Below are 24,532 nucleotides of genomic sequence, written 5' to 3' on the forward strand. Positions count from 1 at the left end.
GAGACGATATGGCACGTCGGCCTCGGGACGGTTCCGTACTGCGTTTCCCCGATGGGCGCCGATGACGGCCGCCAGCCCGCCGTCGTACGGGGCCCGGGCGGGGCGTGGCGTCGTCGCCACGATCGGCAACCAGCTGTACCGGATCCTGCTCCAGGTCACGTCGGTCGTCGTCCTCGCGAGGTTGCTCGACCCCCGTGACTTCGGGCTGGTCGCGATGGTCGTCGCCATCATCAGCCTCGGCGAGGTCCTGCGCGATCTGGGCCTCTCCGGTGCCGCGATCCAGGCGCCCGAGCTCACCCCCGGGCAGCGCGACAACCTGTTCTGGCTGAACACCGGAATGGGCGCCCTCGTCGCGCTCGTCGTCTGCGCAGCGGCCCCGCTCATCGCGGCCGTGTACGGCCGGCCGGAGCTCGTCGCGATCACCCTCGCCCTGGCCCCCACCTTCGTCGTGTCGGGCCTGACGACGCAGTACCGCGTCGGCCTCGTCCGGGCGCTGCGCTTCCAGCGGCTCGCCTGGATCGAGGCGGTGTCGGTGACCCTCGCACTGGGTCTGGGGGTCGCCCTGGCGCTCGCGGGCGCGGAGTACTGGGCACTGGTCGGGCAGCAGCTCGCGAGCGGGGTGTTCATGCTCGGGCTGGTGGTCGGCGCGGACCCCTGGCGGGCGGGCCGGTGGCGTGGGGGAGAAGGGACGCTGCGCTTCGTGCGGTTCGGAGGTCACCTGCTGGCGTCATCGGTGGCCAACTACCTCAGCTCCAACGCCGACACGGTCGTCGTGGGGCGCTCGTTCGGCGCGGACGTACTCGGGGTCTACAACCGGGGCGCCCAGCTGATCCGTCAGCCGGGCCGCCAGGTGATGGGGGCCTTCGGTGTCGTGCTCCAGCCCGTTCTCGCGAAGATCCACACCGACCGCACCCGGCTCGAGGCCGCGCTGCGGGACAGCCAACGGGCCGTCGCCTACCCGCTGGCCGTCGTCGCCGCGGTCGTGGCGGCGGCGCCCGCGGACATCGTGCGGCTGGCGCTCGGCGAGCGGTGGGTGGTCGCGGCGCCCTACCTGACGGCCATGAGCGCGGGGGTCGTGCTGCGTGCGGTGACACAGAACGTGTCCTTGGCCCTGGTCGCCTGCGGCCTCGGCCGGCACCTGTCCCGGTACGCGGTGTTCTCCGCCGCGTCGACCGTGACCGTCGTCGTCGTGGCCTCGCTCGGTGGCCCCGTGGCGGTGGCATGGACGGCCGCCCTGGCGCCCCTGCTGACCTTCACCCTCGGCTACGCGTGGCTCCACCGGTGGGCCCAGGTCGAGGTCCGCAGGCTGCGGCTCGACGGGGCCAGGGTCGTCGCGCTCGGCGTGGCCGCCGCCCTCGCGGGGAGGCTGGTGGCGGCCCAGGTGCCGGATCTGCACGATCTGGCTCGGCTGCTCCTCGTCGGTGGCGCCGTGCTGGCCGTCTTCGCGGTCGCGGTGACGCTGCGGCCCGTCAGACGCGATGTCGAGGCCCTGGTCGGGCACATCCGACGTGCTCTCGACCGAGGTGCGGCCTCATGAGGCCGCTGCTCCCCAGGGGATGGCGGCGCTCGGTCGATGTCCTTCCCTCGGCGGTCGGGAGGGTCGTCGACCGTGAGCTGTGCACCGGCTGCGGGGGGTGCGTCCAGCTGGACGACCGCATCACGATGGGCGACGTCCGCGGGTTCCGGCGGCCGATCGTCGACCCCGGCGCCGGTGCGCGGGACACGCGCGCCGCGGCGCGCACCTTCCGTCGGATGTGCCCCGGGATCTCGGTGACTGCGCCACGGCCGGACGGCGCGCGCCGCGACCGCACCCTGGGACCCGTGCTCGCACTCCGGCGGGCCTGGGCGGTCGCCCCGGAGGTCCGCCACGCAGGCAGCAGTGGCGGTACCTTGACCGCCCTCGTCGGTTGGCTGGTCGAGCGTGACGGGTCGGGGCCGTGCGTCGCGTCGTCCGGTGGTGCGTCGGACCCCCGCACCACCGTCCCGGTCCGCATCACCACGCGCGACGAGGCCTTCGCGACCGCGGGCTCGCGGTACGCCCCGGTATCGGTCGCGGCGCACCCGGCGACGACCGACCCGGCCGCCACCGTCGTCTGCAAGCCGTGTGAGGCGTCGGCCCTCCGCCGGCTCGCCGAGATCGAGGGCAGGGAGCCGCCGCTCCTCCTGACGTTCTTCTGCGCCGGGACGCCGAGCCAACGGGCGACCGACGATCTCGTGACGACCCTCGGCATGCCGGCCGAGGCGGTCCTCGAGTCCGTCCGCTACCGGGGCCGGGGGTGGCCCGGCCGGTTCGTCGCACGCTCGGTCGACGGTGCGGAGGTGTCCACCGACTACCGCACGTCGTGGGGCGCCCATCTCGGACCCCACGTCCAATGGCGGTGCCGGACCTGTCCTGACGGCGTGGGGGAGTCGGGTGACCTGTCGGCCGGCGACCTGTGGGACACCGACGACGAGGGCTACCCGTCGTTCGCGGAGGCGCCCGGGACGAGCGCCCTGGTGGTGCGGACGGCCCGGGGCCGGGCCCTGCTGGACGAGGCGGTCGCCGCGGGCGTCCTCGAGGTCGAGCCGGTGGAGGCGGAGACCGTCGTGGCCGCCCAGCCGTACCAGGCGCACCGTCGCAGGCTGCTGCTGCCACGGCTCGTCGCGACGCTCGTGCTGCGTCGCGCGGTGACTCGGGCGCGGGGTTTCGGCATTCTGGGCAGCGCGGCCCGGGCGCCGCGCGCCGCGCTCCGGGAGCTGCGGGGAACGGTCGTCCGCCTCAGGTACCGGGACCGCGAGGGCATCCGGTCCTGACGACGTCACCGACGCCACACTCCGAGACCCTCGGCCACGTCGGTGTCCGCGCTTAGGCTGCTCGGGTGACCGACTCACCCATCGGGGTCTTCGACTCCGGCTACGGCGGGCTCACCGTCATGCGGGCGATCCTCGACCAGCTGCCGCACGAGTCCGTCGCGTACTTCGGCGACACCGCGCGGGCCCCGTACGGCCCGCGACCCATCGCCCAGACCCGCGAGTTCGCGCTCGAGTGCCTCGACCGGCTCGTCGACCACGGGGTCAAGGTGCTCGTCATCGCCTGCAACACCGCGAGCGCGGCCGTGCTCCACGACGCCCGCGAGCGGTACGACGTGCCGGTCGTCGAGGTCATCCGGCCCGCCGTCCGGCGCGCGGCCGCGGCCACCCGCACCGGCCGGGTGGGGGTGGTCTCGACCCGCGGCACGCACCAGTCCGGGGCCTACCTCGACGCCTTCGCCGCCGCCCCGCACCTCGAGGTCACCTCCACCCCGTGCCCGCGGTTCGTCGAGTTCGTCGAGGCCGGCGTCACCGGCGGGGCCGAGCTCGTCGGCGTCGCGCACGAGTACCTCGACCCGCTCCGCGAGCGTGGCGTCGACACCGTCGTCCTCGGCTGCACCCACTACCCCCTCCTCACCGGCGTCATCTCCTACGTCATGGGCGAGGACGTCACCCTCGTCTCCTCGGCCGAGGAGACCGCCAAGGACGTGTACCGGGTGCTGGCAGACGCCGACCTGCTGCGGCCCGACGACCTCCCCCCGCCCGGACACGGCTTCACGACGACGGGGGACCCCGAGGAGTTCCGCCGGCTCGCCGCGCGCTTCCTCGGCGTCGGGGCCTCGGTCGGCCCGGTGTTCCCGTCGCCGCCCGTCGTCGTCCGGGCGGGCATCTCATGAGGCTCACCGTCGTCGGCTGTGCCGGGTCCTTCGCCGGGCCGGACTCACCCGCGTCGTCCTACCTCGTCCGGGCCGAGCACGCGGGCCGTACCTGGAACCTCCTGCTCGACCTCGGCAACGGTGCCCTCGGCCCCCTGCAGCGGCACGTCGACCTCGCGGAGGTCGACGCCGTCCTCGTGAGCCACCTGCACCCCGACCACTGCGCGGACATCCTCGGGCTCTACGTCACGCGTCGCTACCGGCCGGAGGGTCCGCTGCCGCACCGGATGCCCGTGTACGGACCGGCGGGCACGGCCGAGCGGCTGGCGCTGATGTACCACGGGCTCGAGCCCGGCGGGATGGACGGCGAGTTCGACGTCCTCGTCGTCACGGACGCCCAGCCGTTCACGGTCGGCCCGTTCACGGTCACGCCGTACGCGGTCGAGCACCCCGTCGAGGCCTACGGCTACCGGGTCGAGGCCGACGGCGCCGTCCTCGCGTACACCGGCGACACCGACGACTGCCCCAACCTCGACCCGCTCCTCGCGGGCGCCGACCTCGCGCTGCTCGACGCGGCCTTCGTCGACGGTCGCGACGCCACCCGCGGCATCCACCTCACCGGTTCGCGGGCCGCCGCGGCGGCGGTGCGCGCCGGGGGAGTGGGGCGCCTCGTCCTCACCCACATCCCCGCCTGGAACGACCCCGAGGTGTGCCGGGCCCAGGCCGCCGAGGTGTGGGGCGCTCGGGTCGAGCTGGCGCGCTCCGGCTGGACCACCGAGGTCGGCGCGCTGCCCCGAGAGACGGACCTGCTCGACCGGGCCGCGGCCCGGCGGATGTGGGACGAGTACGTCGCGACGGTCCCCGACCTGGTCGACCTCGAGATGCCCGTCGTCGAGTGGTTCGGCGACTCCCCGGAGCTCGCCGACGAGCTGCTCGCGTTCGTCCTCTCGGGCACCAAGCGGGCCACCGCGGGGCTGGTGGCCGAGTACACGGCCGAGCACGAGCCGCTGCCGCGGGTCGGTGACCACTGGGTGGTGTGCGACGGGTCGGGCGCACCGCGCGCCGTCCTGCGGGCCGTCGAGCTGCGGGTCGGGCCGCTGTCCAGCGTCGACGAGCGGTTCGCCTGGGACGAGGGCGAGTACGAACGCACGCTCGAGTCGTGGCTGCGCAACCACCGCGCCTACTGGCGCCGTTCCTGCGCCCGCATCGGGGTCGAGTTCTCCGACGACCTCGAGGTCTGCTTCGAGCGCTTCCGCGTGGTGTGGCCCCCGGAGCTCGCTGACGCCTGAGGGCGCCGCGACCCGCGCGCCGGCGCGTGGCTAGCCTGCTCCCCATGACGCGACACGACGGACGTTCCACCGACCAGCTGCGCGAGGTGCGGATCACCCGCAACTGGCTCGACCACGCCGAGGGCAGCGTCCTCGTCGAGTTCGGGCGCACCCGGGTGCTGTGCGCGGCCTCCTTCACCGAGGGCGTGCCGCGCTGGCTCAAGGGCAAGGGGACCGGCTGGGTCACGGCCGAGTACGAGATGCTGCCCCGGTCCACGAACACCCGCAGCGACCGCGAGTCGCGCCGGGGCAAGGTCGGCGGGCGCACCCACGAGATCAGCCGCCTCGTCGGGCGCAGCCTGCGCGCGGTCATCGACCTGGGGGCGCTGGGCGAGAACACGATCGTCCTCGACTGCGACGTCCTCCAGGCCGACGGCGGTACCCGCACCGCCGCTGTCACCGGGGCCTACGTCGCGCTCGCCGACGCCGTCGCCGACGCCAAGGCGCGCGGGCTCGTCGCGGCCGGCGCCGAGCCGCTCACCGGCTCCATCGCCGCCGTCAGCGTCGGCGTCGTCGGCGGCGTCGCCGTGCTCGACCTCGACTACCCCGAGGACTCCACCGCGGAGACCGACATGAACGTCGTCATGACCGGTGACGGGCGCTTCGTCGAGGTCCAGGGCACCGCCGAGGGGGAGCCGTTCGACCGGGACCTGCTCGGGCGTCTCCTCGACCTCGCGACCACCGGGTGCGCCGACCTGACCCGGCGCCAGCAGGAGGCTCTCGAGGCCCCCGCGCGGGAGCGGATCGGATGACCCGACGCCTCGTCCTCGCCACCCGCAACGAGCACAAGGTCCACGAGCTGCGGCAGATCCTCGCCGATCTGGTCGACGAGCTGGGGCTGGAGATCGTCGGCGCCGGCGAGGTCGACGGTGCTCCCGACGTGCCCGAGACCGAGGTGACCTTCCTCGGCAACGCCCGCCTCAAGGCCGTGGCGCTCGCCGACGCCACCGGGCTGCCCGCCGTGGCCGACGACTCCGGGCTGGCCGTCGAGGTGCTCGGCGGGTCTCCCGGGGTCTTCTCGGCGCGCTGGTCCGGGACCCACGCCGGGCCGGGTGCGTCCCGGGCCGACGTCGACCGGGCCAACCTCGACCTGCTGCTCGAGCAGGTCGCCGACGTCCCGGACGAGCACCGGGCCGCGGCCTTCGTCTGCGCCGCCGTGCTCGCGCTGCCCGACGGGCGGGTCGAAGGCGTGCAGGGCCGCGTCGAGGGCACGATCGTGCGTGAGCCCCGCGGGACGGGCGGGTTCGGGTACGACCCGGTCTTCGTCCCGGCCGGCGACACCCGCACCCTGGCCGAGTACAGCGATACCGAGAAGAACGCCATCAGCCACCGCGGCACCGCGTTCCGCGCCCTCGCGCCGGTGCTGCGCGACCTGCTCGGCTGACTCCCCGGAGCGTCCGGGAAGCAGCCGAGCCCGTACCCTGGGGGCCGCGCGCAAGTGGCGGAACTGGCAGACGCGCCAGGTTTAGGTCCTGGTGCCTTCGGGTGTGCGGGTTCGAGTCCCGCCTTGCGCACGACACGGCTCCCACCTGCTCGTCCGTTAGGTTGGGGACGGCACCGACGACAGGAGACACCCGTGGCCGACCGGCTCGCCCCGGGCGACATCGCGCCCGACTTCACCCTGCCCGACGACACCGGGTCGAAGGTGACCCTCAGCGACCTGCGCGGCCGCAAGGTCATCGTCTACTTCTACCCGGCCGCCATGACGTCCGGCTGCACGAAGCAGGCCTGTGACTTCAGCGAGTCCCTCGAGAGCCTGAGCGCCGAGGGTTACACCGTGCTCGGCATCTCGCCCGACCCGCCCGAGAAGCTCGCGAGGTTCCGCGCCGAGGAGTCCCTGACCGTCCCGCTGCTCGCCGACACCGACCGCGCCGTGATGACCGAGTGGGGCGCCTTCGGCGAGAAGAAGCTGTACGGCAAGACGGTCCAGGGTGTCATCCGCAGCACCGTCGTCGTCGGCGAGGACGGCACCGTGAGCCATGCCTGGTACAACGTCAAGGCCACCGGGCACGTCGCCAAGCTGCGCCGTGACCTCGGTTTGGACTGAGGGAGGACCCATGAGCGAGCAGAACTCCATACCGGCCCTCGAGGCCGAGGTCGTCGCCCGTCGCGAGCGGCTCGCCCGCACCGTCGACGAGCTCGTGGTCACCGCGAGCCCCAAGGCGATCCTCCAGCGCCAGGTCGACTCCGCGAAGGCCCGGTTCGCCGACGTCGCGCAGACGCCGGAGGGTGAGCTGCGCGTCGAGCGGCTCGCGGCCGTCGTCGCGGTCGTGGCCGTCGTCGGCGGGTTCGTCGCCTGGCGTGCCGTGCGCCGACGCTGACCCGTGGCAGCCGCACGCGGGCGGAGCCGCCTGCCCATCCGGATGCTGCACGACCGCGTCCTGGTGAGCCTCGAGGGTGAGCAGGGGGAGCGGCGCTCCGGCGGGGGCATCGTCATCCCCGCCACGGCCAGCGTCGGGAAGCGGCTCTCCTGGGGTGGGGTCGTGGCGCTCGGCCCCGCGGTCCGCAACCTCGAGACCGGCGACCGGGTGCTGTTCGACCCCGAGGAGCGCGCCGAGGTCGAGATCGGGGCCAAGGACTACGTGCTGCTCCGGGAACGCGACATCCACGCCGTCGCCGCCGAGCGGGTCGACGAGGGATCCACCGGCCTCTACCTCTGACCCGGGTCGCCTTGGGGTCGCGACCGTTCGCGGGCGGTCTCCCGGCCCTTCTGGGCCCGGAAGGTCGACAGGTCCGCGGGCCCGTGCCGCCGGCCCGCCAGCCCGGCCGCCTCGACCGAGAAGGCGACGAGCAGGCCGCCGAGTCGCGGGGTCAGGCGCGGCAGGGCCGCTTCGACGCCCCGCCCGAGCCGCTCGTAGGCCGTCCAGGTGCGCAGGACCCGCGCCGTGAGCCTGGTCCCGGCCGCCCAGACGTGCTGCGCGGCCGTCGTGGGGACCGCGTCGGCGACGTCGTGGGTGGCGCCGTGGACGCGCTGGAACAGGCTCCGCGAGGCGCCGGCGACGTACGCCCGGGGTACCCGGTTGGCCGCCGAGAGGCAGGCGCCGCGGTGCTCGATCTCGAGGGCGGGGTCGAGCACGACGATCACCCCGGACCGGACGAGCCGGAAGGCGAGCTCGCTGTCCTGCCCGTAGACGAACCGCGGGTCGAAACCGTGGTCGAGCCGGTCCCACGCGGCGCGGGTGACGGAGTTGTGCGCGGACCAGTCGATCCAGCGCAGCGCGGCCGGCCGCTCGGAGAACTGCCGTCGCCGCCGGGCGGCGGCGGCAGCGCCGTACGCGGTGACGTAGGGGGCGCTGGAGGGCATGTCGCGCGTCAGGCAGGACACCCCGAGGTCGTCGCGCCCACGGTGGTGGTCGAGGTGCAGCCGGACCATGCCCGGGGCGGGCGTGAGGTCGTCGTCGCAGCGGATGAGGACGCGGCCGCGGGCGGCCGCGAACCCGGCGTTCAGCGCCGCGACCACCCCGTGCGGCGGAGGGCTGTCGATGACGCGCAGCGGCAGCCGGTCACGGTAGGCCTCGAGCACGTCGCGGGTGTCGTCGGTGGAGCCGTCGACGACGACGAGGACCTCCCACGGTTCCGACGCGTCCTGGGCGGCGAGCGCGTCGAGAAGGACCGGCAGGCGGTGCCCGCCCTGGTAGGTGGGGACGACGACGGACGCGGCCGGGTCGGGCGTCGTCATGGGTCCTCCCGGGTCCGGAGACGAGTGAGGCTCCCCGTGGCCGGGGAGCCTCTGCTCGGTGAGCGATGGTGCGCCATCAGGGACTCGAACCCCGAACCCGCTGATTAAGAGTCAGCTGCTCTGCCAATTGAGCTAATGGCGCGCGACGGGAGACATTAGCAGCCGGGTGGACCGGTCGCGAAATCCGGTCAGCCGGCCGCCCCGTCCGGCCCGTCGTCGGTGGGCCGCCGGGTCCGCGCCAGGAGCGCGCCGCCGGTGGCGAGCAGTGCCAGGAGGGCCAGGAAGGCGGCCGGCAGGACCCAGCCGGGCGTGCCGGCGGCGGCGGTGGGGGCCGTCGCCGGGCTCGCGCTGGACGCGGACGGGGCCGCAGTCGTGGCGGACGGGGTGGGGGTGGCCGGCGGCGTCGGGGTGGCCGCCTCGTCGGTCGTGGTGAAGGAGACCGTGCCCGACACCGGGTGCCCGTCGACGCTGACGATCCGGTACGTGACGGTGTGCTCACCGGCCGGGAGGCCGGCGGCGAGCGCCTGGGTGACGGCGGTGCCGTCCACCGTCGGCTCGCCGTCGGTCTCGTCGCCGCCGGGGCCGTCGACGCGGACCTCGACGAACGTCTCGTTCACGGTCTCGCTGAAGGTCAGCACGACCTCGGTCGCGGTCGCGACGGTGCTGCCGTCGGCCGGCGTCGTCGAGACCAGCCGGGCGTGCAGCGGCAGCGCGGCGGGGCCGGCGAACGCCGGCAGCGCGGAGGCGAGCAGGGACAGCGCCACGAGGGCGACGAGGAAGATCGTCACGGCGGCCGACATCTTGCGGGTGAACACCGGTCCATCGTCGCAAACCGGCGCTGCGGCAGCTGAGCGACCCCGGACATGACTCGGCCCCCGGTGCGAAGACCGGGGGCCGAGTGCTGGGGTGAGTGACGGGACTTGAACCCGCGGCCCTCGCGACCACAACGCGATGCTCTACCAGCTGAGCTACACCCACCACGGCGGGCGGCAGCCGTCCCGGAGGGGATGGCGTGCGCCCGCAGCGCGGATCATCCTACCTGCTACGAGGGGGTGCTCCCGACCGCCCCGGGTCCGGGGTCCTCGGCGGGCTGCTCGGCGGCCCCGTGGTCGACGACGTGGCGGGCCGCAGCGGCCCGCAGCTCCTCGCTGGACCGGCCGGGCGGGTCGACGAACACCGCCTCGCGGTAGTACCGCAGCTCGGCGATCGACTCGCGGATGTCGGCCAGCGCCCGGTGGCCGCCCGACTTCGCCGGCGCCGAGAAGTAGGCCCGGGGGTACCAGCGCCGGGACAGCTCCTTGATCGAGGAGACGTCGATGATCCGGTAGTGCAGGTGCTCCTCGAGCGCGGGCATGTCGCGGGCGAGGAACGCGCGGTCCGTGGCCACCGTGTTGCCGCCGAGAGGCGACCTGCGGGCCTCGGGCGCCCAGAGGCGCACGTAGTCGAGGACCTTCGCCTGGGCCTCCTCCAGGGTCACCCCGGCGGCCAGCTCGTCGAGCAGGCCAGACGTCGTGTGCATCTCGCGGACGAAGTCGCCCATCTGCTCGAGGGCGTGGTCGGGGGGTCGGATCACGACGTCCACACCCTCGCCGAGGACGGTGAGGTCGAAGTCGGTCACGAGGGCGGCCACCTCGACGAGCGCGTCGTGCTCGAGGGACAGGCCGGTCATCTCGCAGTCGATCCACACGATGCGGTCGGTGTGCGTGCGGTCGGTGGGGCTGGACATGCGCGCCATCGTAGGTGGCGGGGGCGCCCTTCCGGGACGGGTCGGCGCACGGGCGCTAGGGTTCGGGCTCGTGAGCGGGGACCTGCGGACGGTCGAGGCCGGGGCGCTACGGCGCGACCCGACGACCCGCTCCGCCCTGCGCTCGTGGGTGCTCACCGGCGTCGCCGGGGTGGGCTTCCTCGTCGCCGCCCTCGTCGTGTCGGCCTACCTCGGTGCCACCTTCGGCGTCCAGACCGCGCTCCTGGCGCTGGCCGTGGCCGTCATCCCGCTCGGCATCGTGATCCCCACCTTCCTGTGGCTCGACCGCTTCGAGGCCGAGCCGACCCGGTACCTCGTCGGCGCCTTCCTCTGGGGGGCGCTCGTGGCCGCCCTGGTCGCCGCGGTCTTCAACACGAGCGCCATCGTCGTGCTGCAGTCGGCCACCGACGCCGACGCCGCGCTCGCGACGACCGCCGTCGTCGTGGCCCCCGTCGTCGAGGAGGCCCTCAAGGGGCTGCTCGTGCTCCTCGTGTGGCTCCTCCTGCGGCGTGAGTTCGACGGGGTCACCGACGGCATGGTCTATGCAGGCGTCTGCGCGGCCGGGTTCGCCTTCACCGAGAACATCCAGTACCTCGCGCAGGCCTACACCGAAGGCGGCGGGGAGGCGCTGACGGCGACCTTCGTGGCCCGGTGTCTCCTCTCGCCGTTCGCCCACCCGATGTTCACCGTGCTCATCGGGGTGGGGGTCGGGGTCGCGGCGACGAGCCGCACCTGGCTCCCGCGGATCCTCGCGCCGGTCGCCGGGTACGTGCTCGCGGTCCTCGCCCACGCCCTGTGGAACCTCGCCGCCGTCTCCGGCGGGGCGGGTCTGCTCACCGTCTACATCCTCATCGAGGTCCCCGTGTTCGTCGCGTTCGTCGGGTTCGTCGTCTGGGCGCGCCGCCGGGAGGGGCGGCTCATCGGCTACTTCCTGCGGCCGTACGCCGACGCGGGGTGGATCTCGCCGGACGAGGTCGCGATGCTCTCGTCGATGCCGCGGCGCCGCGAGGCCCGGATGTGGGCGCGGATGAACGCCGGGCCGCGGGGGCTCGCGGCGATGCGGGCCTTCCAGGACACCGCGAGCGAGCTGGCCCTGCTGCGGCGCCGCATGCAGCACGAGGCCGCCGACTCCCACGCGCTGGACCAGGAGCGGGAGCTGCTCGCGGCCCTCACCGCGCGCCGGGGCCACTTCGTCGGGATGCCGGTCGGATGACCGTGAGCGCTGCACTCGAGGCCGCCCGGCGGCACGGACCCGACCTCGTCGACCTCCGGCGACGGCTGCACCGGGTGCCCGAGGTCGGCCTGCACCTGCCCGAGACCCAGGCCGTGGTCCTCGAGGCGCTGGCCGGGCTGGACCTCGAGGTGACCACCGGCGCCGGGCTCAGCTCGGTGGTGGCGGTGATGCGGGGCCGGGCCCCGCACTCGGGGGAGCGGCCCGTCGTCCTCCTCCGCGGCGACATGGACGCGCTGCCGGTGGCCGAGGAGGTGGACGTGCCCTACCGCTCCGAGCGGCCCGGGCGGATGCACGCCTGCGGGCACGACCTGCACGTCGCCGGGCTCGTCGGCGCCGCCCGGGTGCTCGCCGAGCTGCGGGACGAGCTCGTCGGTGACGTCGTGCTCATGTTCCAGCCCGCCGAGGAGGGCCCCGGCGGCGCCGAGCCGATGATCGCCGAGGGCGTGCTCGAGGCGGCCGGCCGGCGGGTCGACGCCGCCTACGCCGTCCACGTCTACGCGGCCGACCACCCGCGCGGCACCTGGTTCGGCCGGCCGGGCACGCTCATGGCCGCCGCGGACGAGGTGCACGTGCTCGTCCGCGGGGTCGGCGGGCACGGGTCGGCTCCCGAACGGACGAGGGACCCGGTGCCGGTGGCGTGCGAGATCGTGCTGGCGCTGCAGACGGCCGTGACGCGCCGGTTCAGCGTCTGGGACCCGGTCGTGCTGACCGTCGGCCGGGTCGCCGCGGGGACCAAGGACAACATCATCCCCGACGACGCAGCGCTCGAGGCGACGCTGCGGACGTTCTCGGCGGAGCACCGCGAGCGGGCCCACGCCGTCGTCCGCGAGGTCGCCTCCGGGGTCGCCGCCGCGCACGGGCTGAGCGCCGAGGTGACGATCGCGCACGGGTACCCGGTCACGGTCAACGACGACGACGAGTTCGCCGTCGCGCGCGGAGTCGTCGTCGACCTGTTCGGGGAGCAGCGCTGGGCCGACATGGTCAACCCCGAGGCCGGCTCCGAGGACATGTCCTTCGTCCTCGAGCAGGTGCCCGGTGCCTACCTCAACGTGTCGGCCTGTGTGCACGCCGACCACACCCTCGCCGCCGACAACCACTCGCCGAGGGCCGCGTTCGACGACTCGGTGGTCCCGGACGTGGCGGCGGCGATGGCCGAGATGGCGCTGCGCCGGACCCGGCAGCTCGCGTCGGGCTGAGCCGCAGCCGGGCTCACGCACACCTACACTGGCGGCGGCGTCCGCCCGGTCGCCACCGGCCCCCGTAGCTCAGCCGGATAGAGCAAGAGCCTTCTAATCTCGAGGTCGCAGGTTCGAGTCCTGCCGGGGGCACCCGAGAACGACCTGCGGCGCCTCGGCCGCCACGGAGTCAGCCGCCGAGCGGCAGGCGGGCCAGCACGTCGTGGCGCGGCCGGTGGCCCCGTTCGCGCGGGAGGTGGGACTCCACGACGACGACCTCGCCGACGATCCATTCCGGGCCCGTGTACGTGTCGAGCACGTGGAGCCAGCGGCTCGCGTCGACCGGCCGGGGGAAGCGGGCCACCGTGAGGTGGGGGCGGAACCGGCCGCCGGCAGGGGCCGCGCCGACGACCGCCGCCGCCGAGCGCACCCCGCCGGCCAGCGGCGCGACGGCCTCGCCGCCGGCGATCCCGGCCCACAGGACGGTGGCCCGGGTGACGTCGGGGAAGCAGCCGCCGCCGGAGACGGCGATGGGCACGGGTGCCTGCCCGGCCGCGACGACGCGCAGGGCCTCGACGAGCGGCTCGAGCACCCGGGAGGGAGCGTCCGCCATGAACGCGAGGGTGACGTGCCATTCGGCCGACGGCAGCCAGCGGGGGCCCGGCACGTCCCGGCGCGGGTCGAGGAACGCGTCGAGGTCCTCGACGGCCGGCGCCGGAGGGACGACCGCGACGAACACCCGCATCCCGACATCCTGGCCCGTCGGGCGGGGGAATGCACGGGGACCCCTCGCCGCCTCGTTAGGCTGTGTCCCGTGGCAGTGGACCGGGACGTGGAGGCTCTTGTCTCCGCCGTCGAGTCCCTGCGCGGGGAGGTCGAGCAGGCGGTGCTGCCGCTGGACGTCCCCGGGCGCGACGAGGCCGCCACCGCGCGCCGGCGGCTCCTCGACCAGCTCGACGACTACGTCCTCCCACGGCTGCGCTCCCTCGACGCGCCCCTGCTCGCGGTGGTCGGCGGATCCACCGGTGCCGGCAAGTCCACCCTCGTCAACTCCGTCGTCGGCCAGACCGTCAGCCGCACCGGGGTCCTGCGCCCGACCACGACCTCGCCGGTGCTCGTGCACCACCCCGAGGACCTCACCTGGTTCGAGGACGAGCGCATCCTGCCCGGGATCGCGCGCGTCACGGGCCGGCAGACCGTCGAGGACCAGCCCGGCACGGTCCGGCTCGCCGCCTCGGACACCCTCCCGGCGGGCCTGGCCCTGCTCGACGCCCCGGACATCGACTCCGTCGTCTCCGCCAACCGCGAGCTCGCCACCCAGCTGCTCTCCGCGGCCGACCTGTGGCTCTTCGTCACGACCGCAGCCCGCTACGCCGACGCCGTGCCGTGGGACCTGCTCCGCACCGCGGCCGAGCGCGGCACCGCGGTCGCGATCGTCCTGGACCGGGTCCCGCCGGAGGCCGTCGAGGAGATCCGTCCCCACCTGTTCTCGATGCTGCGCGAGCAGGGCCTGCCGACGGCCCCGATCTTCAGCATCCCCGAGGTGACGCTCGAGGAGGGCCTGCTGCCCGCCTGGACCTTCGCCCGGCTCCGCGACTGGCTCGAGGCGCTCGCCGGTGACTCCCGGGCCCGCGACATCGTCGTGAGCCAGACCCTCAGGGGGGCGGTCGGCTCGCTCTCGGACCGGACCCGGGCGCTCGTCGCGGCGAGCCGGGCCCAGCAGGAGGCCGAGGACGCCCTCGTCGCGGCCGCTCGCGAGGCGTTCGAGGTGGCCCACGGGCGCGTCGCCGACGGGATGACCGACGGCACCCTGCTGCGTGGCGAGGTCCTGGCCCGCTGGCAGGAGTTCGTGGGCACGGGGGAGTTCTTCCGGCAGGTCGAGTCGACGATCGCCCGCTGGCGCGACCGCATCACCGCCGCCGTCAAGGGCACGCCCGCGCCGGTCGACACCCTCGGCGAGGCCCTGCACACCGGGGTCGCGGCCCTGCTGCTGGCCAACCTCGAGGCCGCGACCTCCGACACGGTGCGCAGCTGGCGACGGCTCCCCGGGGGCCCCGCGGTGCTCGCGGCGAGCCCCGGGCTGGGCTCCCCGTCCCCGGAGGCGACCGCTGCCGTCGAACGGCTCGTGCGGGCCTGGCAGGGCGAGGTGTTCGACCTCGTCCGCACCGAGGGCCAGGGCCGCCGCACCAACGCCCGGGTCGCCGCGTACGGCGTGAACGCGATCGGCCTGTTCCTCATGCTCGTGGCCTTCGCCCAGACGGGCGGGCTCATCGGCGCCGAGGTCGGGATCGCCGGCGGGACGGCACTGCTCGCGCAGCGCGTGCTCGAGGCGATCTTCGGGGACCAGGCCGTCCGCGACATGGCGACCAAGGCCCGCCGGCGCCTGCTCGAGCTGGCCGACGAGCTGTACGGGCAGGAGCGGGGACGATTCCTGGCTGCGCTCGCGACCCGGACCGCGCCGCAGGACCAGGCCTCCCGCCTGGAGGCCGCCGGCACCCGGCTCGCGGCGGTCGCGCGATGAGCCCGCTGCGGATGGGCGCGGCCCGCGGTGCCGTCGTCTCGCCCGAGCGCCTCGCCGCGGCCGCGACGTCGCTGAGCGCCGCCGTCGACGCGGGCGACACCGAGCTGCCGGCGGACGAGCGGCGGCGGGCCCACGCCGTCGTCGACAAGGTGGGCCGCCGCACCGCCCTCGTCGGCGGCCACACGGTCGTCGCGCTCGCGGGAGCCACCGGGAGCGGCAAGTCCTCGCTCTTCAACGCCCTCATCGGGGCCGACGTCGCCACGGTGGGCGTGCGCCGCCCGACGACCTCGACCCCGACCGCGGCCATCTGGGGTGACGCGCCGGCAGGGGAGCTGCTCGACTGGCTCGGCGTCGGCGCCCGGCACCACGTCGCGGCCGAGGACGGGGCCCAGGTCGGCTCCCTCGACGGCCTCGTCCTGCTCGACCTGCCCGACGTCGACTCCCGGGAGCTGGCGCACCGCGTCGAGGCCGAGCGGGTGCTCGAGCTCGTCGACCTCTTCGTCTGGGTCGCCGACCCGCAGAAGTACGCCGACGCCCGCCTCCACGACGACCACGTCGCCACGCTCGCCTCGCACGAGGCCGTGACGATGGCCGTGCTCAACCAGTCCGACCGGGTCGCCCCGGAGGACATCCAGCCGCTGCGCACCGACCTCGTCCGGCTCATGGAGCGTGACGGGATGCCGGGCGCCACGGTGCTCGCCACGTCGGCCCGCACCGGCGCCGGGGTCGACGAGCTGCGCCAGCGCCTGGCGAACGCCGTCGCCGCCCGGACGATGGCCCGCGCCCGGCTCGCCGCCGACGTGCGGTCCGCGGCCGGCGCGTTGTCGGCCCACGTGGCACCGGCGGAGGGCGGCGTCGACGACAGCACCCGCGCCGAGCTCCTCGACGCCCTGGCCCGCAGCGCCGGGGTGCCCGCCGTCGTCGAGGCCGTCGTCCGGGACTACCGGATGGAGGCCGCGGCCGACACGGGCTGGCCCTTCACCCGGTGGGTGCACCGGCTGCGGGCGCGGCCGCTGCGCCGGCTGCGCCTGGACGGCCGGGACGTGCGGGTCTCGGAGTCCGACGTGCGCTCGGTGCTCGGCCGGTCCTCGCTGCCGCCGCCGTCCCCGGCGGCCCGCGCCGCGGTCGAGCTGGCCACCCGTCGGGTGGCGGACCGGGCCGGTGCCGACCTCCCGGCGCCGTGGGCCGAGGCGGTGCAGCGGGCCGCGACGCCCGCAGGCCCGGACCTCGGCGACGCCCTGGACCAGGCCGTCGTGGGGACCTCCCTGTACGCCCGCTCGCCGGTCTGGTGGCGGGTCGCGGCCCTCGTCCAGCTGCTGCTCGCGGCCGCGGTGGTCGCCGGTCTCCTCTGGCTCGCCGCCTACGTCGTCGCCGGCTGGCTGCAGCTCGACGGCCTGCTCCCCGAGGCGCCGACGGTCGGGGTGCTGCCCGTCCCGTTCCTCCTCTTCGCGGGCGGGCTCGTGCTCGGCCCGCTCCTGGCCGCGCTGTCGTCGTGGCTCGCCCGGATCGGGGCGCGCCGCCGCGGCACGGTCATGGATGCCCGGCTGCGGTCCTCGATCGAGACGGTCGCCGACGGCGAGATCCTCGCGCCCGTCCGGCGTGTCCTCGACCGGCACGCCGCGACCCGCGAGGCGCTGCGGCACGCCGCCGACGTCTGAGCGGAGAGGTCAGGCCAGTCGCTGCACGATCTCGCGGGTCTCCCCGTCCACGGTGACCGTTGCCAGCGCCCCGTTGACGAGCGGGAGGTGCGGCGGGACGTGGCCGATCTCCAGGTCGAGGACGATCGGGAGCCCGAGCCGGCCGAGAGCGTCGAGGACGGCCTCGCGCTGGGTCATCCCTGGGCTGTCCGCCGCGTTCGTCCGGCCCACGAGGACCGCCCGGGCGTGCTCGAACCACCCGGCGAGGCGCAGCCCGTGCAGGTTCCGGCAGATCGTCGCCGCGTCGTCCCCGGAGGCCTCGACGTAGACGACGAGCCCGTCCTCCGCGTGCCGCCGGCCGAACGCGGCGACATCGCCGTACGGGGTGCCGGCGAGGTTGGCGAGGGTCTCGACGCAGCCGCCGACGAGCCGGCCGCTCACGTGGAGGGTGTCGGCGCCGTGGAGTGTCCACGCGCCGGCGCCGACCTGCTTCCAGGTGGTGGCGCGGCTGTCCTCCTCGAACCGCCACCAGTCGGCGACGAGGCCGGAGTCCCGTTGCCGGTGCGGACCCGGCGCCGAGACGATGTCGAGCCAGCGGAGCAGGCCCGCGGGCGGGGTGTACGGGGTGTCGGCGAGGTTGTCGCCGTGGACGGTGGCCCAGCCGAGGCGGGTCGTCACGGGCAGCAGGACGGTCGAGATGTCCGAGAAGCCGACGAGCCAGGTCGGATCCGCGGCCGCCAGGGCGTCCCAGTCGAGCAGGTCGATGAGGTCGATCGCGGTCTCCCCGCCCCACGGAGGGACGACGCACCGGATCGCCGGGTCGCACAGCATCGCCGTGAGCTCCGCGGCCCGGACCGCGGCGGGGGCCGAGGTGATGCCGGTGCCGTCCATGGCCGCACCGACGACGACGTCGTAGCCGGCCTCGCGCAGCCAGCCGACGCAGAAGTCGATGCGGTCGGCAGCCGGCCCCGCCACGCCGGACGAGGGTGAGGTCACGCCGATCCGGTCACCGCGTCGCAGGGGGGCAGGGAAACGCATCACCGCATCGTGCCAGCCCGAGTCCCGGTTCCGCCTGCTGGTTCCGGGCGGTGGGGGAGCGGTCGTCCACAGGTCGTCGCCGGGCAGGCCCCTCGTCCACAGATCCGCCCGCGGCCGTTGTCGGGGCGCGCGGCGGCGACGAGCGTGGTGCTCGCCGGGCCGGGAGGCGGCCCCGCGGGAGGAGCACACGATGTACGAGACCTACACGACCGTCCAGGGGCGCCTCGTCGCCGACCCCGTCGTCAAGCAGGGGCGCTACGGGGACTTCACGACCTTCCGGGTCGCGCAGTCCGAGCGGCACCCGGTGCGCGAGGAGCCCGGCCGCTGGGCCGACTCCGAGCCGAGCTTCTACGACGTGTCCGTGTCGCGCGGCGCCGGGGAGAACGCCGCGCGCAGTTTGCGCAAGGGGCACCCCGTCCTCGTGCACGGGCGGCTGCGGGTGCGCCAGTTCCGGCGCGACGACGGCTCCTACGGCACCGCGGTCGAGCTCGAGGCCTACGCCCTCGGTCACGACCTGCGGTGGGGGAGCACGACGTACACCCGCAACGGCGACCTGGCCCCTGCGCTGCCGGCCGGGGACGGCGGCGTCGGCGACCCGGAGCGGGACCCCTACGTCGTGCTCGACGGCGGGATGGCCCCCGAGTCGACGCCCGGACCCGGCAGAGGGCATGCCGACAGCGGGCCGCTCGTCCCGCCCGCCGAGGAGCAGGTCGCCTGACCACGCCTCCGGGGGCGCCGCCGCGGATTCGGGCCGGGCCCCCGGGCTCGTTACGCTGGGCCCATGCCCGAGTTCATCTATGTGATGTCGCGTGCCCGCAAGGCGCACGGCGACAAGGTCATCCTCGACGACGTCACCCTGTCGTTCCTGCCCGGCGCCAAGATCGGCGTCGTCGGCCCGAACGGTGCCGGGAAGTCGTCGGTGCTGAAGATCATGGCCGGCCTGGACCAGCCGTCCAACGGCGAGGCGCGCCTCACCCCGGGCTACACCGTCGGCATCCTCATGCAGGAGCCCGAGCTCAACGAGGAGAAGACGGTCCTCGGCAACGTCGAGGAGGGCGCGGGCGAGATCAAGGCCAAGCTCGACCGGTACAACGAGATCTCGGCCGAGATGGCCGAGCCCGACGCCGACTTCGACGCCCTGATGGCCGAGATGGGCCAGCTCCAGGAGGCCATCGACGCCGCCGACGCCTGGGACCTCGACTCCCAGCTCGAGCAGGCCATGGACGCGCTGCGCTGCCCCCCGCCGGACGCCGACGTCACGGTCCTCTCCGGCGGTGAGCGCCGCCGGGTGGCCCTGTGCAAGCTGCTCCTGCAGAAGCCGGACCTGCTGCTGCTCGACGAGCCGACGAACCACCTCGACGCCGAGTCCGTGCTGTGGCTCGAGCAGCACCTCGCGAACTACGCCGGCGCCGTCGTCGCCGTCACGCACGACCGGTACTTCATGGACAACGTCGCCGAGTGGATCCTCGAGCTGGACCGCGGCCGGGCCTACCCCTACGAGGGCAACTACTCGACCTACCTCGAGAAGAAGCAGGCCCGCCTCCAGGTCCAGGGCAAGAAGGACGCCAAGCTCTCCAAGCGCCTCGCCGAGGAGCTCGAGTGGGTCCGGTCCAACGCCAAGGCCAAGCAGACCAAGTCCAAGGCACGCCTCCAGCGGTACGAGGAGATGGCGGCCGAGGCCGACCGCACCCGCAAGCTCGACTTCGACGAGATCCAGATCCCGCCGGGCCCGCGCCTCGGCAGCAAGGTCATCGAGGTCACGAACCTCACGAAGGGCTTCGGCGACCGCGTCCTCATCGAGGATCTCTCGTTCACTTTGCCGCGCAACGGCATCGTCGGGGTCATCGGGCCCAACGGGGTCGGCAAGACCACCCTGTTCAAGACGATCGTGGGCTTGGAGGAGGCCGACGGCGGGTCCGTCACCGTCGGCGAGACCGTGAAGATCTCCTACGTCGACCAGAGCCGCGGCGGCCTCGACCCGAACAAGAACCTCTGGGAGACCGTCTCCGGCGGCCACGACTACATCAACGTCGGCCACGTCGAGATCCCGTCCCGGGCGTACGTCAGCCAGTTCGGGTTCAAGGGCCCGGACCAGCAGAAGAAGGCCGGGATCCTCTCCGGCGGCGAGCGCAACCGGCTGAACCTCGCGCTCACCCTCAAGGAGGGTGGCAACCTCCTGCTGCTCGACGAGCCGACGAACGACCTCGACGTCGAGACCCTCGGCTCGCTCGAGAACGCGCTCCTGGAGTTCCCCGGCTGTGCCGTCGTCATCAGCCACGACCGGTGGTTCCTCGACCGGGTCGCGACCCACATCCTGGCCTACGAGGGCACCGACGAGAACCCGGCGCGCTGGTACTGGTTCGAGGGCAACTTCGACTCCTACGAGAAGAACAAGGTCGAGCGCCTCGGCGAGGACGCGGCCCGCCCGCACCGGGTCACCTACCGCAAGCTGACCCGCGACTGACCACCCGCTGCCGGGGGCCGCGTCGCGGCTAGGGTGTCCGGCGTGGAGAGCGAGACCGGCGGGCCCGAGCCGCACCGTGTGTCCGTCGTGGTGCCCGTCTACCAGGGCGCACGGACCCTGCCGGCCGTCGTCGCCGAGCTCGCCGCGTCGACGGTGCCCCGCAGCACGCCGGGCGGGCGCGCCTACGTCGTCGAGGAGGTCGTCCTCGTCGACGACTGCGGCCCCGACGGGTCGGACGCCGTCATCCGGCGGCTGGCGGCCGAGCACGACTGGGTCCGTCCGGTCTGGCTGAGCCGCAACTTCGGTCAGCACGCGGCGACGCTCGCGGGCATCTCGGCCTCCGGTGGGGAGTGGGTCGTGACGATGGACGAGGACGGCCAGCACGACCCCGAGCACATCGGGACGCTCCTGGACACCGCGATGGCCGAGCAGGCCGACCTCGTGTACGCGCGACCGACGAACCCCCCGCCGCACGGGGCCGGCCGCAACCTCGCCTCCCGGTCGGCGAAGTGGCTCGTCTCGAAGCTCGCGCGGGGCGCGCGCGCCGCCGACTTCAACAGCTTCCGGCTCGTCCTCGGCGAGGTCGCCCGCTCGGTGGCCGCCTACGCCGGACCGGGCATCTACCTCGACGTCGCCATCTCGTGGGTCGCCCGGCGGGTCACGACCGCGCCGGTCCCGATGCGCGCCGAGGGCGACCGCCCCTCGGGGTACGACGTGCGGCGGCTCGTGTCGCACTTCTGGCGTCTCGTGCTGTCCAGCGGCACGACACCCCTGCGCTGGGTCAGCCTCACCGGGGCGGCCGCGATCGTGCTGGCCCCGCTCATCGCGGTCGTGCTCGTCGTGGGCCGGGCCACCGCGCGGTGGGACGCGCCCGGCTGGACCTCGACGATGGTCCTGCTCATGGCCGCCACCGGCGCGATCCTCTTCGCCCTCGGGGTCATCGCCGAGTACGTCGGGATGGCCGTCAACATGGCGATGGGCAAGCCGCTCTACCTGCCCGTCCGGGACCGGCTCGACGGGCCCCTCGGGCGCGAGCGCGCCGGCGAGGAGGCGTGAGCGCCGACCTCGCGCCGCTCGCCTGGGTCGTGGGCGCCGGGGGCCTCGTGGGCCGCCACCTCGTCACGGCCCTGCGCCGGGACGGCTGGGAGGTGCGCACCTGCAATGTCCCCTGGGACGACGAGGCCGCGGCGTCGGCGGTGCTGGCCGAGGAGTACACCCGGTTCAGCGCGGACCGGGCCGGGCGCCGGTGGCTCCTCGCCTGGTGTGCGGGGGCGGGCGTCGTCGCGACCTCCGAGGAGGCGCTGGCCGGCGAGCTCCGCGTCTTCGAGCGGTTCGTGGGGCTGCTCGGCAGCGACGCCGCGGCCGACGACGACGGCGTCGTGTTCCTCGCGTCCTCCGCCGGTGGCCTCTACGCCGGCTCGTCGCGCCCGCCCTTCACCGAGCGCACCGCACCCGCCCCGCTCGTTCCGTACGGGCGCACGAAGCTCGCGATGGAGCGCGTCCTCACGGACGCGGCCGCCCGGACCGGGGTGCGGGTCGTCCTCGGCCGGCTCGCGAACGTCTACGGGCCCGGGCAGACGCTCGGCAAGCCGCAGGGCCTGCTGTCGCAGCTGTGCCTGTCCGACGCGACGACCCGCCCGCTGCCGGTCTTCGTCTCGCTCGACACGATCCGGGACTACGTCTTCGTCACCGACCTGGCCCGGATGATCGTGCGCTGTGCCGAGCTGGCCCGCGCCGCCGCGCCCGGGTCCGCCGTCGTCAAGGTCCTGGCCTCCGGGCGTCCCGTCACGGTCGGCCATCTCGTCGGTGAGGCGCGCCGGGTGTTCCACCGGCCGCTGCGGACAGTGACGGTGCCGGGTGGGCGGGGGCAGGTGCTCGACCTCCGGCTGGGGTCGGTGCGGTGGACCGAGGTCGACGCGCTCGCCGCCACCCCGCTCGCGGCCGGGCTCGCGGCGACCGCCGCCGACGTGCGGGCCCGGGTCGTCGCCGGGGGACCGCTCGACCGGCGCTGACCTCGCGGCTCAGGCGGGACGGGTGGCGGCGAGGAAGACCGAGGACCCGAACGGCAGGTCGCGCCGGGTCAGGACGGCCCGGTCGAGGCGGCACAGGGCGGTCAGGGCGGTGTTGACGACCGGAGGCACCCGCGGCACCTGCACGATGTCGACCGGCCCGTCGGCCCGGCGCCGCCGGATCCTGCGGCCGAGCCGCTCGGCCGCGAACAGCGGGAAGACGGTGGCGAAGCCGTAGGTGGCGCGGTCGACGCGGAACCCGGCCGCGGTGACGGCCTCGACCGCACGGCGGCGGGTGTAGCGCCGATGGTGGCCGTTCGCGACGTCGAAGTCGCTCCAGGCCCAGGCGTAGGCGGGGACGGACAGGAGGAACGAGCCCCCCGGTCGCAGCACCCGACGGACCTCGGCCAGCGCCGCCTCCTCGGGGGCGCAGTGCTCGATGACGTCGAAGGCGGCCACGGCGTCGAAGGTGCCGTCGGGGAACGGCAGGGCGAGCGCCGATCCGCAGACTCCGCTCGAGTCCAGCCCGCGGGGGTCGATGTCGAGGGAGACGGTGCGGGCGGCCGCCGCGCGGAACCACCCGGCGCTCGGCCCGTCGGCGCTGCCGATGTCGAGGGCGAGGCCCGCGCCGCCGACATGGCGGTGCAGCGCGGCCTCCAGGAGGTCGGAGCGGGCGACGTACCACCAGTAGTCGGAGACGGCGATCGAGGCCGAGCCGCCGTGGCCTTGCGTCGCTGTCACCGCGTCAGGGTACCCAGCGCGGCCGGGGACTCCGTCGGGGTGTCCGGTGGCGGGGGCTCCGCCGCGCGGCGGGCCGCCATCGCACCGAGCAGGCCCGCGCCCAGGGCGAGCATCCCGGTCGTGGTCCCGAAGACCTCACCGAGCCGGAGGGCGCACACGAGCACCGCGACGTTGGCGGCTTCGGCGGCGGCCCAGGTCCGGGTGGCCCGGCCCGGGCGCAGCAGGCCCACGCCGACGAGAAGGGTCACGGCGACGTACGCGACGGCGAGCACCCAGCCGCCTTCGACGAAGGCGCTCCAGTACGAGTTGTGGAAGAGGAAGGTGCGGCCGTCGAGGAACACGTACGCCGAGCCGAGGCCCTGCCCGGGCCACGGGGTGTCCTCGACCTTGCCGCTGGACGCGGCGTCGATGCGCTGCCGGAGCGCGTCGGTGCCGTCCCGGTTGGCGAAGACCCCGACGCGGGCGTAGCGGGTCTCGATGACCTGGATGGCGGCGGCGAGGACCGCGGCCAGCGCGAGCCGGCCGAACCGCCCCAGGTGTGGCCGCAGGAGCAGCCAGGCGATGCCGCAGGCGAGCGCCGCGATCGACGTCCGGGACCCTGTCGTCCACACGAGCCACGAGGTGGCGGTGAGGATGACCAGCTGCGAGGAGGTCCGCTGGGTGAGGCCGACGAGGAGCAGACCGGTGACCGTGTACGCGAGTCCGGCCACGTTCTTGTCGAGGAGGAACCCCGAGAGGTAGTCGCCGTACGGGGTGGGCGCCAGGCCGGCCTCGAAGAGGGCGGCGTTGGCAGCGAGCCCGGCCGCCAGTCCCCGGACGAAGGAGGGGTAGTGGATGCGGCCGGACACGACGACGAGGAGGAAGGCCATGACGAGGACGAGCCGCAACGCCCGCCGGGGCCAGCCGTTGATGGAGTCGTCCGGCGTCGCGATGCTCACGGCGACGGCGAACGCGAACACGGTGAGCATGAGCGGCACGAACCAGCCCAGCCGGTAGGGGGCTCCGGTCAGGTGCCGCACCGGGCGCCGGGTCGCCCCGACGGCGACCGTCACGGCGAGGACGAGGAGACCGACGGAGAGCCCGTTCGGGAACCACGACGGGGTGACGGCGACGAGCGCGAACGCGCCGAGCAGGGCGTCGACGACCCGAGTCGGCTCGGCCGCGGGCCGGTCGAGCACCACGTCGCCGCCGGGCGGGGACGCCACCGGCGTGCGGGTGCGGGGCTCGGTCACGCGGGCCACTGTACGGCGGGCGGGTGCCGGGGACCGGGACGATCGGGGAGTCCCGGCGGCGGGGT

24 protein-coding genes and 4 tRNA genes are annotated in these 24,532 nt (G+C 74.7%); 19 read left to right on the forward strand and 9 right to left on the reverse strand.

What is annotated here, in order from left to right; all coding sequences use genetic code 11:
- Positions 1-61: 61 nt before the first annotated feature.
- The 10 genes from Q0963_RS14265 (at position 62) to Q0963_RS14315 (ending at position 7,653) form a co-directional block, all read left to right on the forward strand.
- Entirely contained in the window at positions 62-1,537 is a 1,476-nt protein-coding gene (locus Q0963_RS14265) for a lipopolysaccharide biosynthesis protein (protein ID WP_299447264.1), read from the forward strand.
- Positions 1,534-2,793, forward strand: a complete 1,260-nt coding sequence (locus Q0963_RS14270; RefSeq protein WP_299447267.1) for a Coenzyme F420 hydrogenase/dehydrogenase, beta subunit C-terminal domain — start codon at positions 1,534-1,536, stop codon at positions 2,791-2,793. Before Q0963_RS14265 ends, Q0963_RS14270 begins: the two co-directional genes overlap by 4 nt.
- Before the next feature lie 65 nt (positions 2,794-2,858).
- Positions 2,859-3,686, forward strand: a complete 828-nt coding sequence (murI, locus tag Q0963_RS14275; protein ID WP_299447269.1) for a glutamate racemase — start codon at positions 2,859-2,861, stop codon at positions 3,684-3,686.
- Positions 3,683-4,954: an MBL fold metallo-hydrolase gene (locus Q0963_RS16570; RefSeq protein ID WP_367180070.1), complete on the forward strand. Its 1,272-nt coding sequence runs from the start codon at positions 3,683-3,685 to the stop codon at positions 4,952-4,954. Before murI ends, Q0963_RS16570 begins: the two co-directional genes overlap by 4 nt.
- Positions 4,955-4,998: 44 nt before the next feature.
- Positions 4,999-5,745, forward strand: a complete 747-nt coding sequence (gene rph, locus Q0963_RS14290; protein ID WP_299447271.1) for a ribonuclease PH — start codon at positions 4,999-5,001, stop codon at positions 5,743-5,745.
- Complete coding sequence (gene rdgB / locus Q0963_RS14295; protein ID WP_299447274.1) at positions 5,742-6,377, forward strand: RdgB/HAM1 family non-canonical purine NTP pyrophosphatase; 636 nt, start codon at positions 5,742-5,744, stop codon at positions 6,375-6,377. The genes rph and rdgB overlap by 4 nt, the downstream gene beginning before the upstream one ends.
- A gap of 48 nt (positions 6,378-6,425) precedes the next feature.
- Positions 6,426-6,507, forward strand: a tRNA-Leu gene (locus Q0963_RS14300).
- A 62-nt stretch (positions 6,508-6,569) separates the two neighbouring features.
- On the forward strand, positions 6,570-7,040 hold the full coding sequence (gene bcp, locus Q0963_RS14305) for a thioredoxin-dependent thiol peroxidase (protein ID WP_299447276.1): 471 nt from the start codon (positions 6,570-6,572) through the stop codon (positions 7,038-7,040).
- A 10-nt stretch (positions 7,041-7,050) separates the two neighbouring features.
- Positions 7,051-7,314 (forward strand): DUF3618 domain-containing protein, encoded by a 264-nt coding sequence (locus tag Q0963_RS14310; RefSeq protein ID WP_299447278.1) that lies wholly within the window; start codon positions 7,051-7,053, stop codon positions 7,312-7,314.
- Positions 7,315-7,356: 42 nt separating this feature from the next.
- Entirely contained in the window at positions 7,357-7,653 is a 297-nt protein-coding gene (locus Q0963_RS14315; RefSeq protein ID WP_299447411.1) for a co-chaperone GroES, read from the forward strand.
- Here Q0963_RS14315 and Q0963_RS14320 read toward each other — a convergent pair.
- The 5 genes from Q0963_RS14320 to orn all read right to left on the reverse strand — a co-directional run bounded on the left by Q0963_RS14320 (position 7,644) and on the right by orn (position 10,407).
- The gene (locus Q0963_RS14320) at positions 7,644-8,672 is read right to left on the reverse strand and encodes a glycosyltransferase family 2 protein (protein ID WP_299447280.1); all 1,029 of its coding nucleotides are present in this window, start codon (positions 8,670-8,672) and stop codon (positions 7,644-7,646) included. The two genes, Q0963_RS14315 and Q0963_RS14320, sit on opposite strands and share 10 nt — an antisense overlap.
- A 66-nt stretch (positions 8,673-8,738) precedes the next feature.
- Positions 8,739-8,814, reverse strand: a tRNA-Lys gene (locus Q0963_RS14325).
- A gap of 46 nt (positions 8,815-8,860) precedes the next feature.
- Complete coding sequence (locus tag Q0963_RS14330; RefSeq protein ID WP_299447282.1) at positions 8,861-9,487, reverse strand: copper resistance CopC family protein; 627 nt, start codon at positions 9,485-9,487, stop codon at positions 8,861-8,863.
- 87 nt (positions 9,488-9,574) lie between these two features.
- A tRNA-His gene (locus Q0963_RS14335) sits at positions 9,575-9,650 on the reverse strand.
- Between the two features lie 64 nt (positions 9,651-9,714).
- The gene (gene orn / locus Q0963_RS14340) at positions 9,715-10,407 is read right to left on the reverse strand and encodes an oligoribonuclease (protein WP_299447285.1); all 693 of its coding nucleotides are present in this window, start codon (positions 10,405-10,407) and stop codon (positions 9,715-9,717) included.
- A gap of 61 nt (positions 10,408-10,468) precedes the next feature.
- On the opposite strand from orn, the gene Q0963_RS14345 reads away from it, so the two are divergent.
- From Q0963_RS14345 to Q0963_RS14355, 3 genes are all read left to right on the forward strand, one after another.
- Positions 10,469-11,629 carry a PrsW family intramembrane metalloprotease gene (locus Q0963_RS14345; protein WP_299447287.1) on the forward strand — a complete coding sequence of 387 codons (1,161 nt, stop codon included), beginning with the start codon at positions 10,469-10,471 and terminating at the stop codon, positions 11,627-11,629.
- Positions 11,626-12,846 carry a M20 family metallopeptidase gene (locus tag Q0963_RS14350; protein WP_299447289.1) on the forward strand — a complete coding sequence of 407 codons (1,221 nt, stop codon included), beginning with the start codon at positions 11,626-11,628 and terminating at the stop codon, positions 12,844-12,846. The genes Q0963_RS14345 and Q0963_RS14350 overlap by 4 nt, the downstream gene beginning before the upstream one ends.
- A gap of 58 nt (positions 12,847-12,904) precedes the next feature.
- Positions 12,905-12,978: transfer RNA gene (locus Q0963_RS14355), tRNA-Arg, on the forward strand.
- Between the two features lie 37 nt (positions 12,979-13,015).
- Here Q0963_RS14355 and thpR read toward each other — a convergent pair.
- Positions 13,016-13,570, reverse strand: a complete 555-nt coding sequence (thpR, locus tag Q0963_RS14360; RefSeq protein WP_299447292.1) for an RNA 2',3'-cyclic phosphodiesterase — start codon at positions 13,568-13,570, stop codon at positions 13,016-13,018.
- A 69-nt stretch (positions 13,571-13,639) separates the two neighbouring features.
- Between thpR and Q0963_RS14365 the strand changes: the two genes are divergently transcribed.
- Together Q0963_RS14365 and Q0963_RS14370 are read left to right on the forward strand one after the other, a co-directional pair.
- Positions 13,640-15,346 carry a GTPase domain-containing protein gene (locus tag Q0963_RS14365; protein ID WP_299447295.1) on the forward strand — a complete coding sequence of 569 codons (1,707 nt, stop codon included), beginning with the start codon at positions 13,640-13,642 and terminating at the stop codon, positions 15,344-15,346.
- Complete coding sequence (locus tag Q0963_RS14370) at positions 15,343-17,004, forward strand: GTPase (RefSeq protein ID WP_299447297.1); 1,662 nt, start codon at positions 15,343-15,345, stop codon at positions 17,002-17,004. Before Q0963_RS14365 ends, Q0963_RS14370 begins: the two co-directional genes overlap by 4 nt.
- A 9-nt stretch (positions 17,005-17,013) precedes the next feature.
- On the opposite strand, the gene Q0963_RS14375 is transcribed toward Q0963_RS14370, so the two are convergent.
- Entirely contained in the window at positions 17,014-18,021 is a 1,008-nt protein-coding gene (locus tag Q0963_RS14375) for a S66 peptidase family protein (protein WP_367180071.1), read from the reverse strand.
- Positions 18,022-18,211: 190 nt separating this feature from the next.
- On the opposite strand from Q0963_RS14375, the gene Q0963_RS14380 reads away from it, so the two are divergent.
- The 4 genes from Q0963_RS14380 to Q0963_RS14395 all read left to right on the forward strand — a co-directional run bounded on the left by Q0963_RS14380 (position 18,212) and on the right by Q0963_RS14395 (position 22,497).
- On the forward strand, positions 18,212-18,739 hold the full coding sequence (locus Q0963_RS14380; protein WP_299447302.1) for a single-stranded DNA-binding protein: 528 nt from the start codon (positions 18,212-18,214) through the stop codon (positions 18,737-18,739).
- Between the two features lie 63 nt (positions 18,740-18,802).
- Positions 18,803-20,485: an energy-dependent translational throttle protein EttA gene (ettA, locus tag Q0963_RS14385; RefSeq protein ID WP_299447304.1), complete on the forward strand. Its 1,683-nt coding sequence runs from the start codon at positions 18,803-18,805 to the stop codon at positions 20,483-20,485.
- 42 nt (positions 20,486-20,527) lie between these two features.
- Positions 20,528-21,541 (forward strand): glycosyltransferase, encoded by a 1,014-nt coding sequence (locus Q0963_RS14390; protein ID WP_299447306.1) that lies wholly within the window; start codon positions 20,528-20,530, stop codon positions 21,539-21,541.
- Positions 21,538-22,497: an NAD(P)-dependent oxidoreductase gene (locus Q0963_RS14395; protein WP_299447308.1), complete on the forward strand. Its 960-nt coding sequence runs from the start codon at positions 21,538-21,540 to the stop codon at positions 22,495-22,497. Before Q0963_RS14390 ends, Q0963_RS14395 begins: the two co-directional genes overlap by 4 nt.
- A 9-nt stretch (positions 22,498-22,506) precedes the next feature.
- On the opposite strand, the gene Q0963_RS14400 is transcribed toward Q0963_RS14395, so the two are convergent.
- Both Q0963_RS14400 and Q0963_RS14405 read right to left on the reverse strand, forming a co-directional pair.
- Complete coding sequence (locus Q0963_RS14400; RefSeq protein WP_299447310.1) at positions 22,507-23,235, reverse strand: bifunctional 2-polyprenyl-6-hydroxyphenol methylase/3-demethylubiquinol 3-O-methyltransferase UbiG; 729 nt, start codon at positions 23,233-23,235, stop codon at positions 22,507-22,509.
- The gene (locus Q0963_RS14405) at positions 23,232-24,467 is read right to left on the reverse strand and encodes an ABC transporter permease (RefSeq protein WP_299447312.1); all 1,236 of its coding nucleotides are present in this window, start codon (positions 24,465-24,467) and stop codon (positions 23,232-23,234) included. Before Q0963_RS14405 ends, Q0963_RS14400 begins: the two co-directional genes overlap by 4 nt.
- Positions 24,468-24,532 lie beyond the last annotated feature (65 nt).

This window comes from uncultured Phycicoccus sp., from assembly GCF_947495705.1.
Classification (GTDB): Bacteria; Actinomycetota; Actinomycetes; order Actinomycetales; family Dermatophilaceae; genus Phycicoccus.

Coding starts and splice junctions, on each gene's coding strand:
- Q0963_RS14265 (WP_299447264.1), top strand. CDS start 62: ATGACGGCCGCCAGCCCGCCGTCGTACGGGGCCCGGGCGGGGCGTGGC.
- Q0963_RS14270 (WP_299447267.1), top strand. CDS start 1,534: ATGAGGCCGCTGCTCCCCAGGGGATGGCGGCGCTCGGTCGATGTCCTT.
- Q0963_RS16570 (WP_367180070.1), top strand. CDS start 3,683: ATGAGGCTCACCGTCGTCGGCTGTGCCGGGTCCTTCGCCGGGCCGGAC.
- rph (WP_299447271.1), top strand. CDS start 4,999: ATGACGCGACACGACGGACGTTCCACCGACCAGCTGCGCGAGGTGCGG.
- rdgB (WP_299447274.1), top strand. CDS start 5,742: ATGACCCGACGCCTCGTCCTCGCCACCCGCAACGAGCACAAGGTCCAC.
- Q0963_RS14310 (WP_299447278.1), top strand. CDS start 7,051: ATGAGCGAGCAGAACTCCATACCGGCCCTCGAGGCCGAGGTCGTCGCC.
- Q0963_RS14315 (WP_299447411.1), top strand. CDS start 7,357: ATGCTGCACGACCGCGTCCTGGTGAGCCTCGAGGGTGAGCAGGGGGAG.
- Q0963_RS14320 (WP_299447280.1), bottom strand. CDS start 8,672: ATGACGACGCCCGACCCGGCCGCGTCCGTCGTCGTCCCCACCTACCAG.
- orn (WP_299447285.1), bottom strand. CDS start 10,407: ATGGCGCGCATGTCCAGCCCCACCGACCGCACGCACACCGACCGCATC.
- Q0963_RS14350 (WP_299447289.1), top strand. CDS start 11,626: ATGACCGTGAGCGCTGCACTCGAGGCCGCCCGGCGGCACGGACCCGAC.
- thpR (WP_299447292.1), bottom strand. CDS start 13,570: ATGCGGGTGTTCGTCGCGGTCGTCCCTCCGGCGCCGGCCGTCGAGGAC.
- Q0963_RS14370 (WP_299447297.1), top strand. CDS start 15,343: ATGAGCCCGCTGCGGATGGGCGCGGCCCGCGGTGCCGTCGTCTCGCCC.
- Q0963_RS14375 (WP_367180071.1), bottom strand. CDS start 18,021: ATGCGTTTCCCTGCCCCCCTGCGACGCGGTGACCGGATCGGCGTGACC.
- Q0963_RS14380 (WP_299447302.1), top strand. CDS start 18,212: ATGTACGAGACCTACACGACCGTCCAGGGGCGCCTCGTCGCCGACCCC.
- ettA (WP_299447304.1), top strand. CDS start 18,803: ATGCCCGAGTTCATCTATGTGATGTCGCGTGCCCGCAAGGCGCACGGC.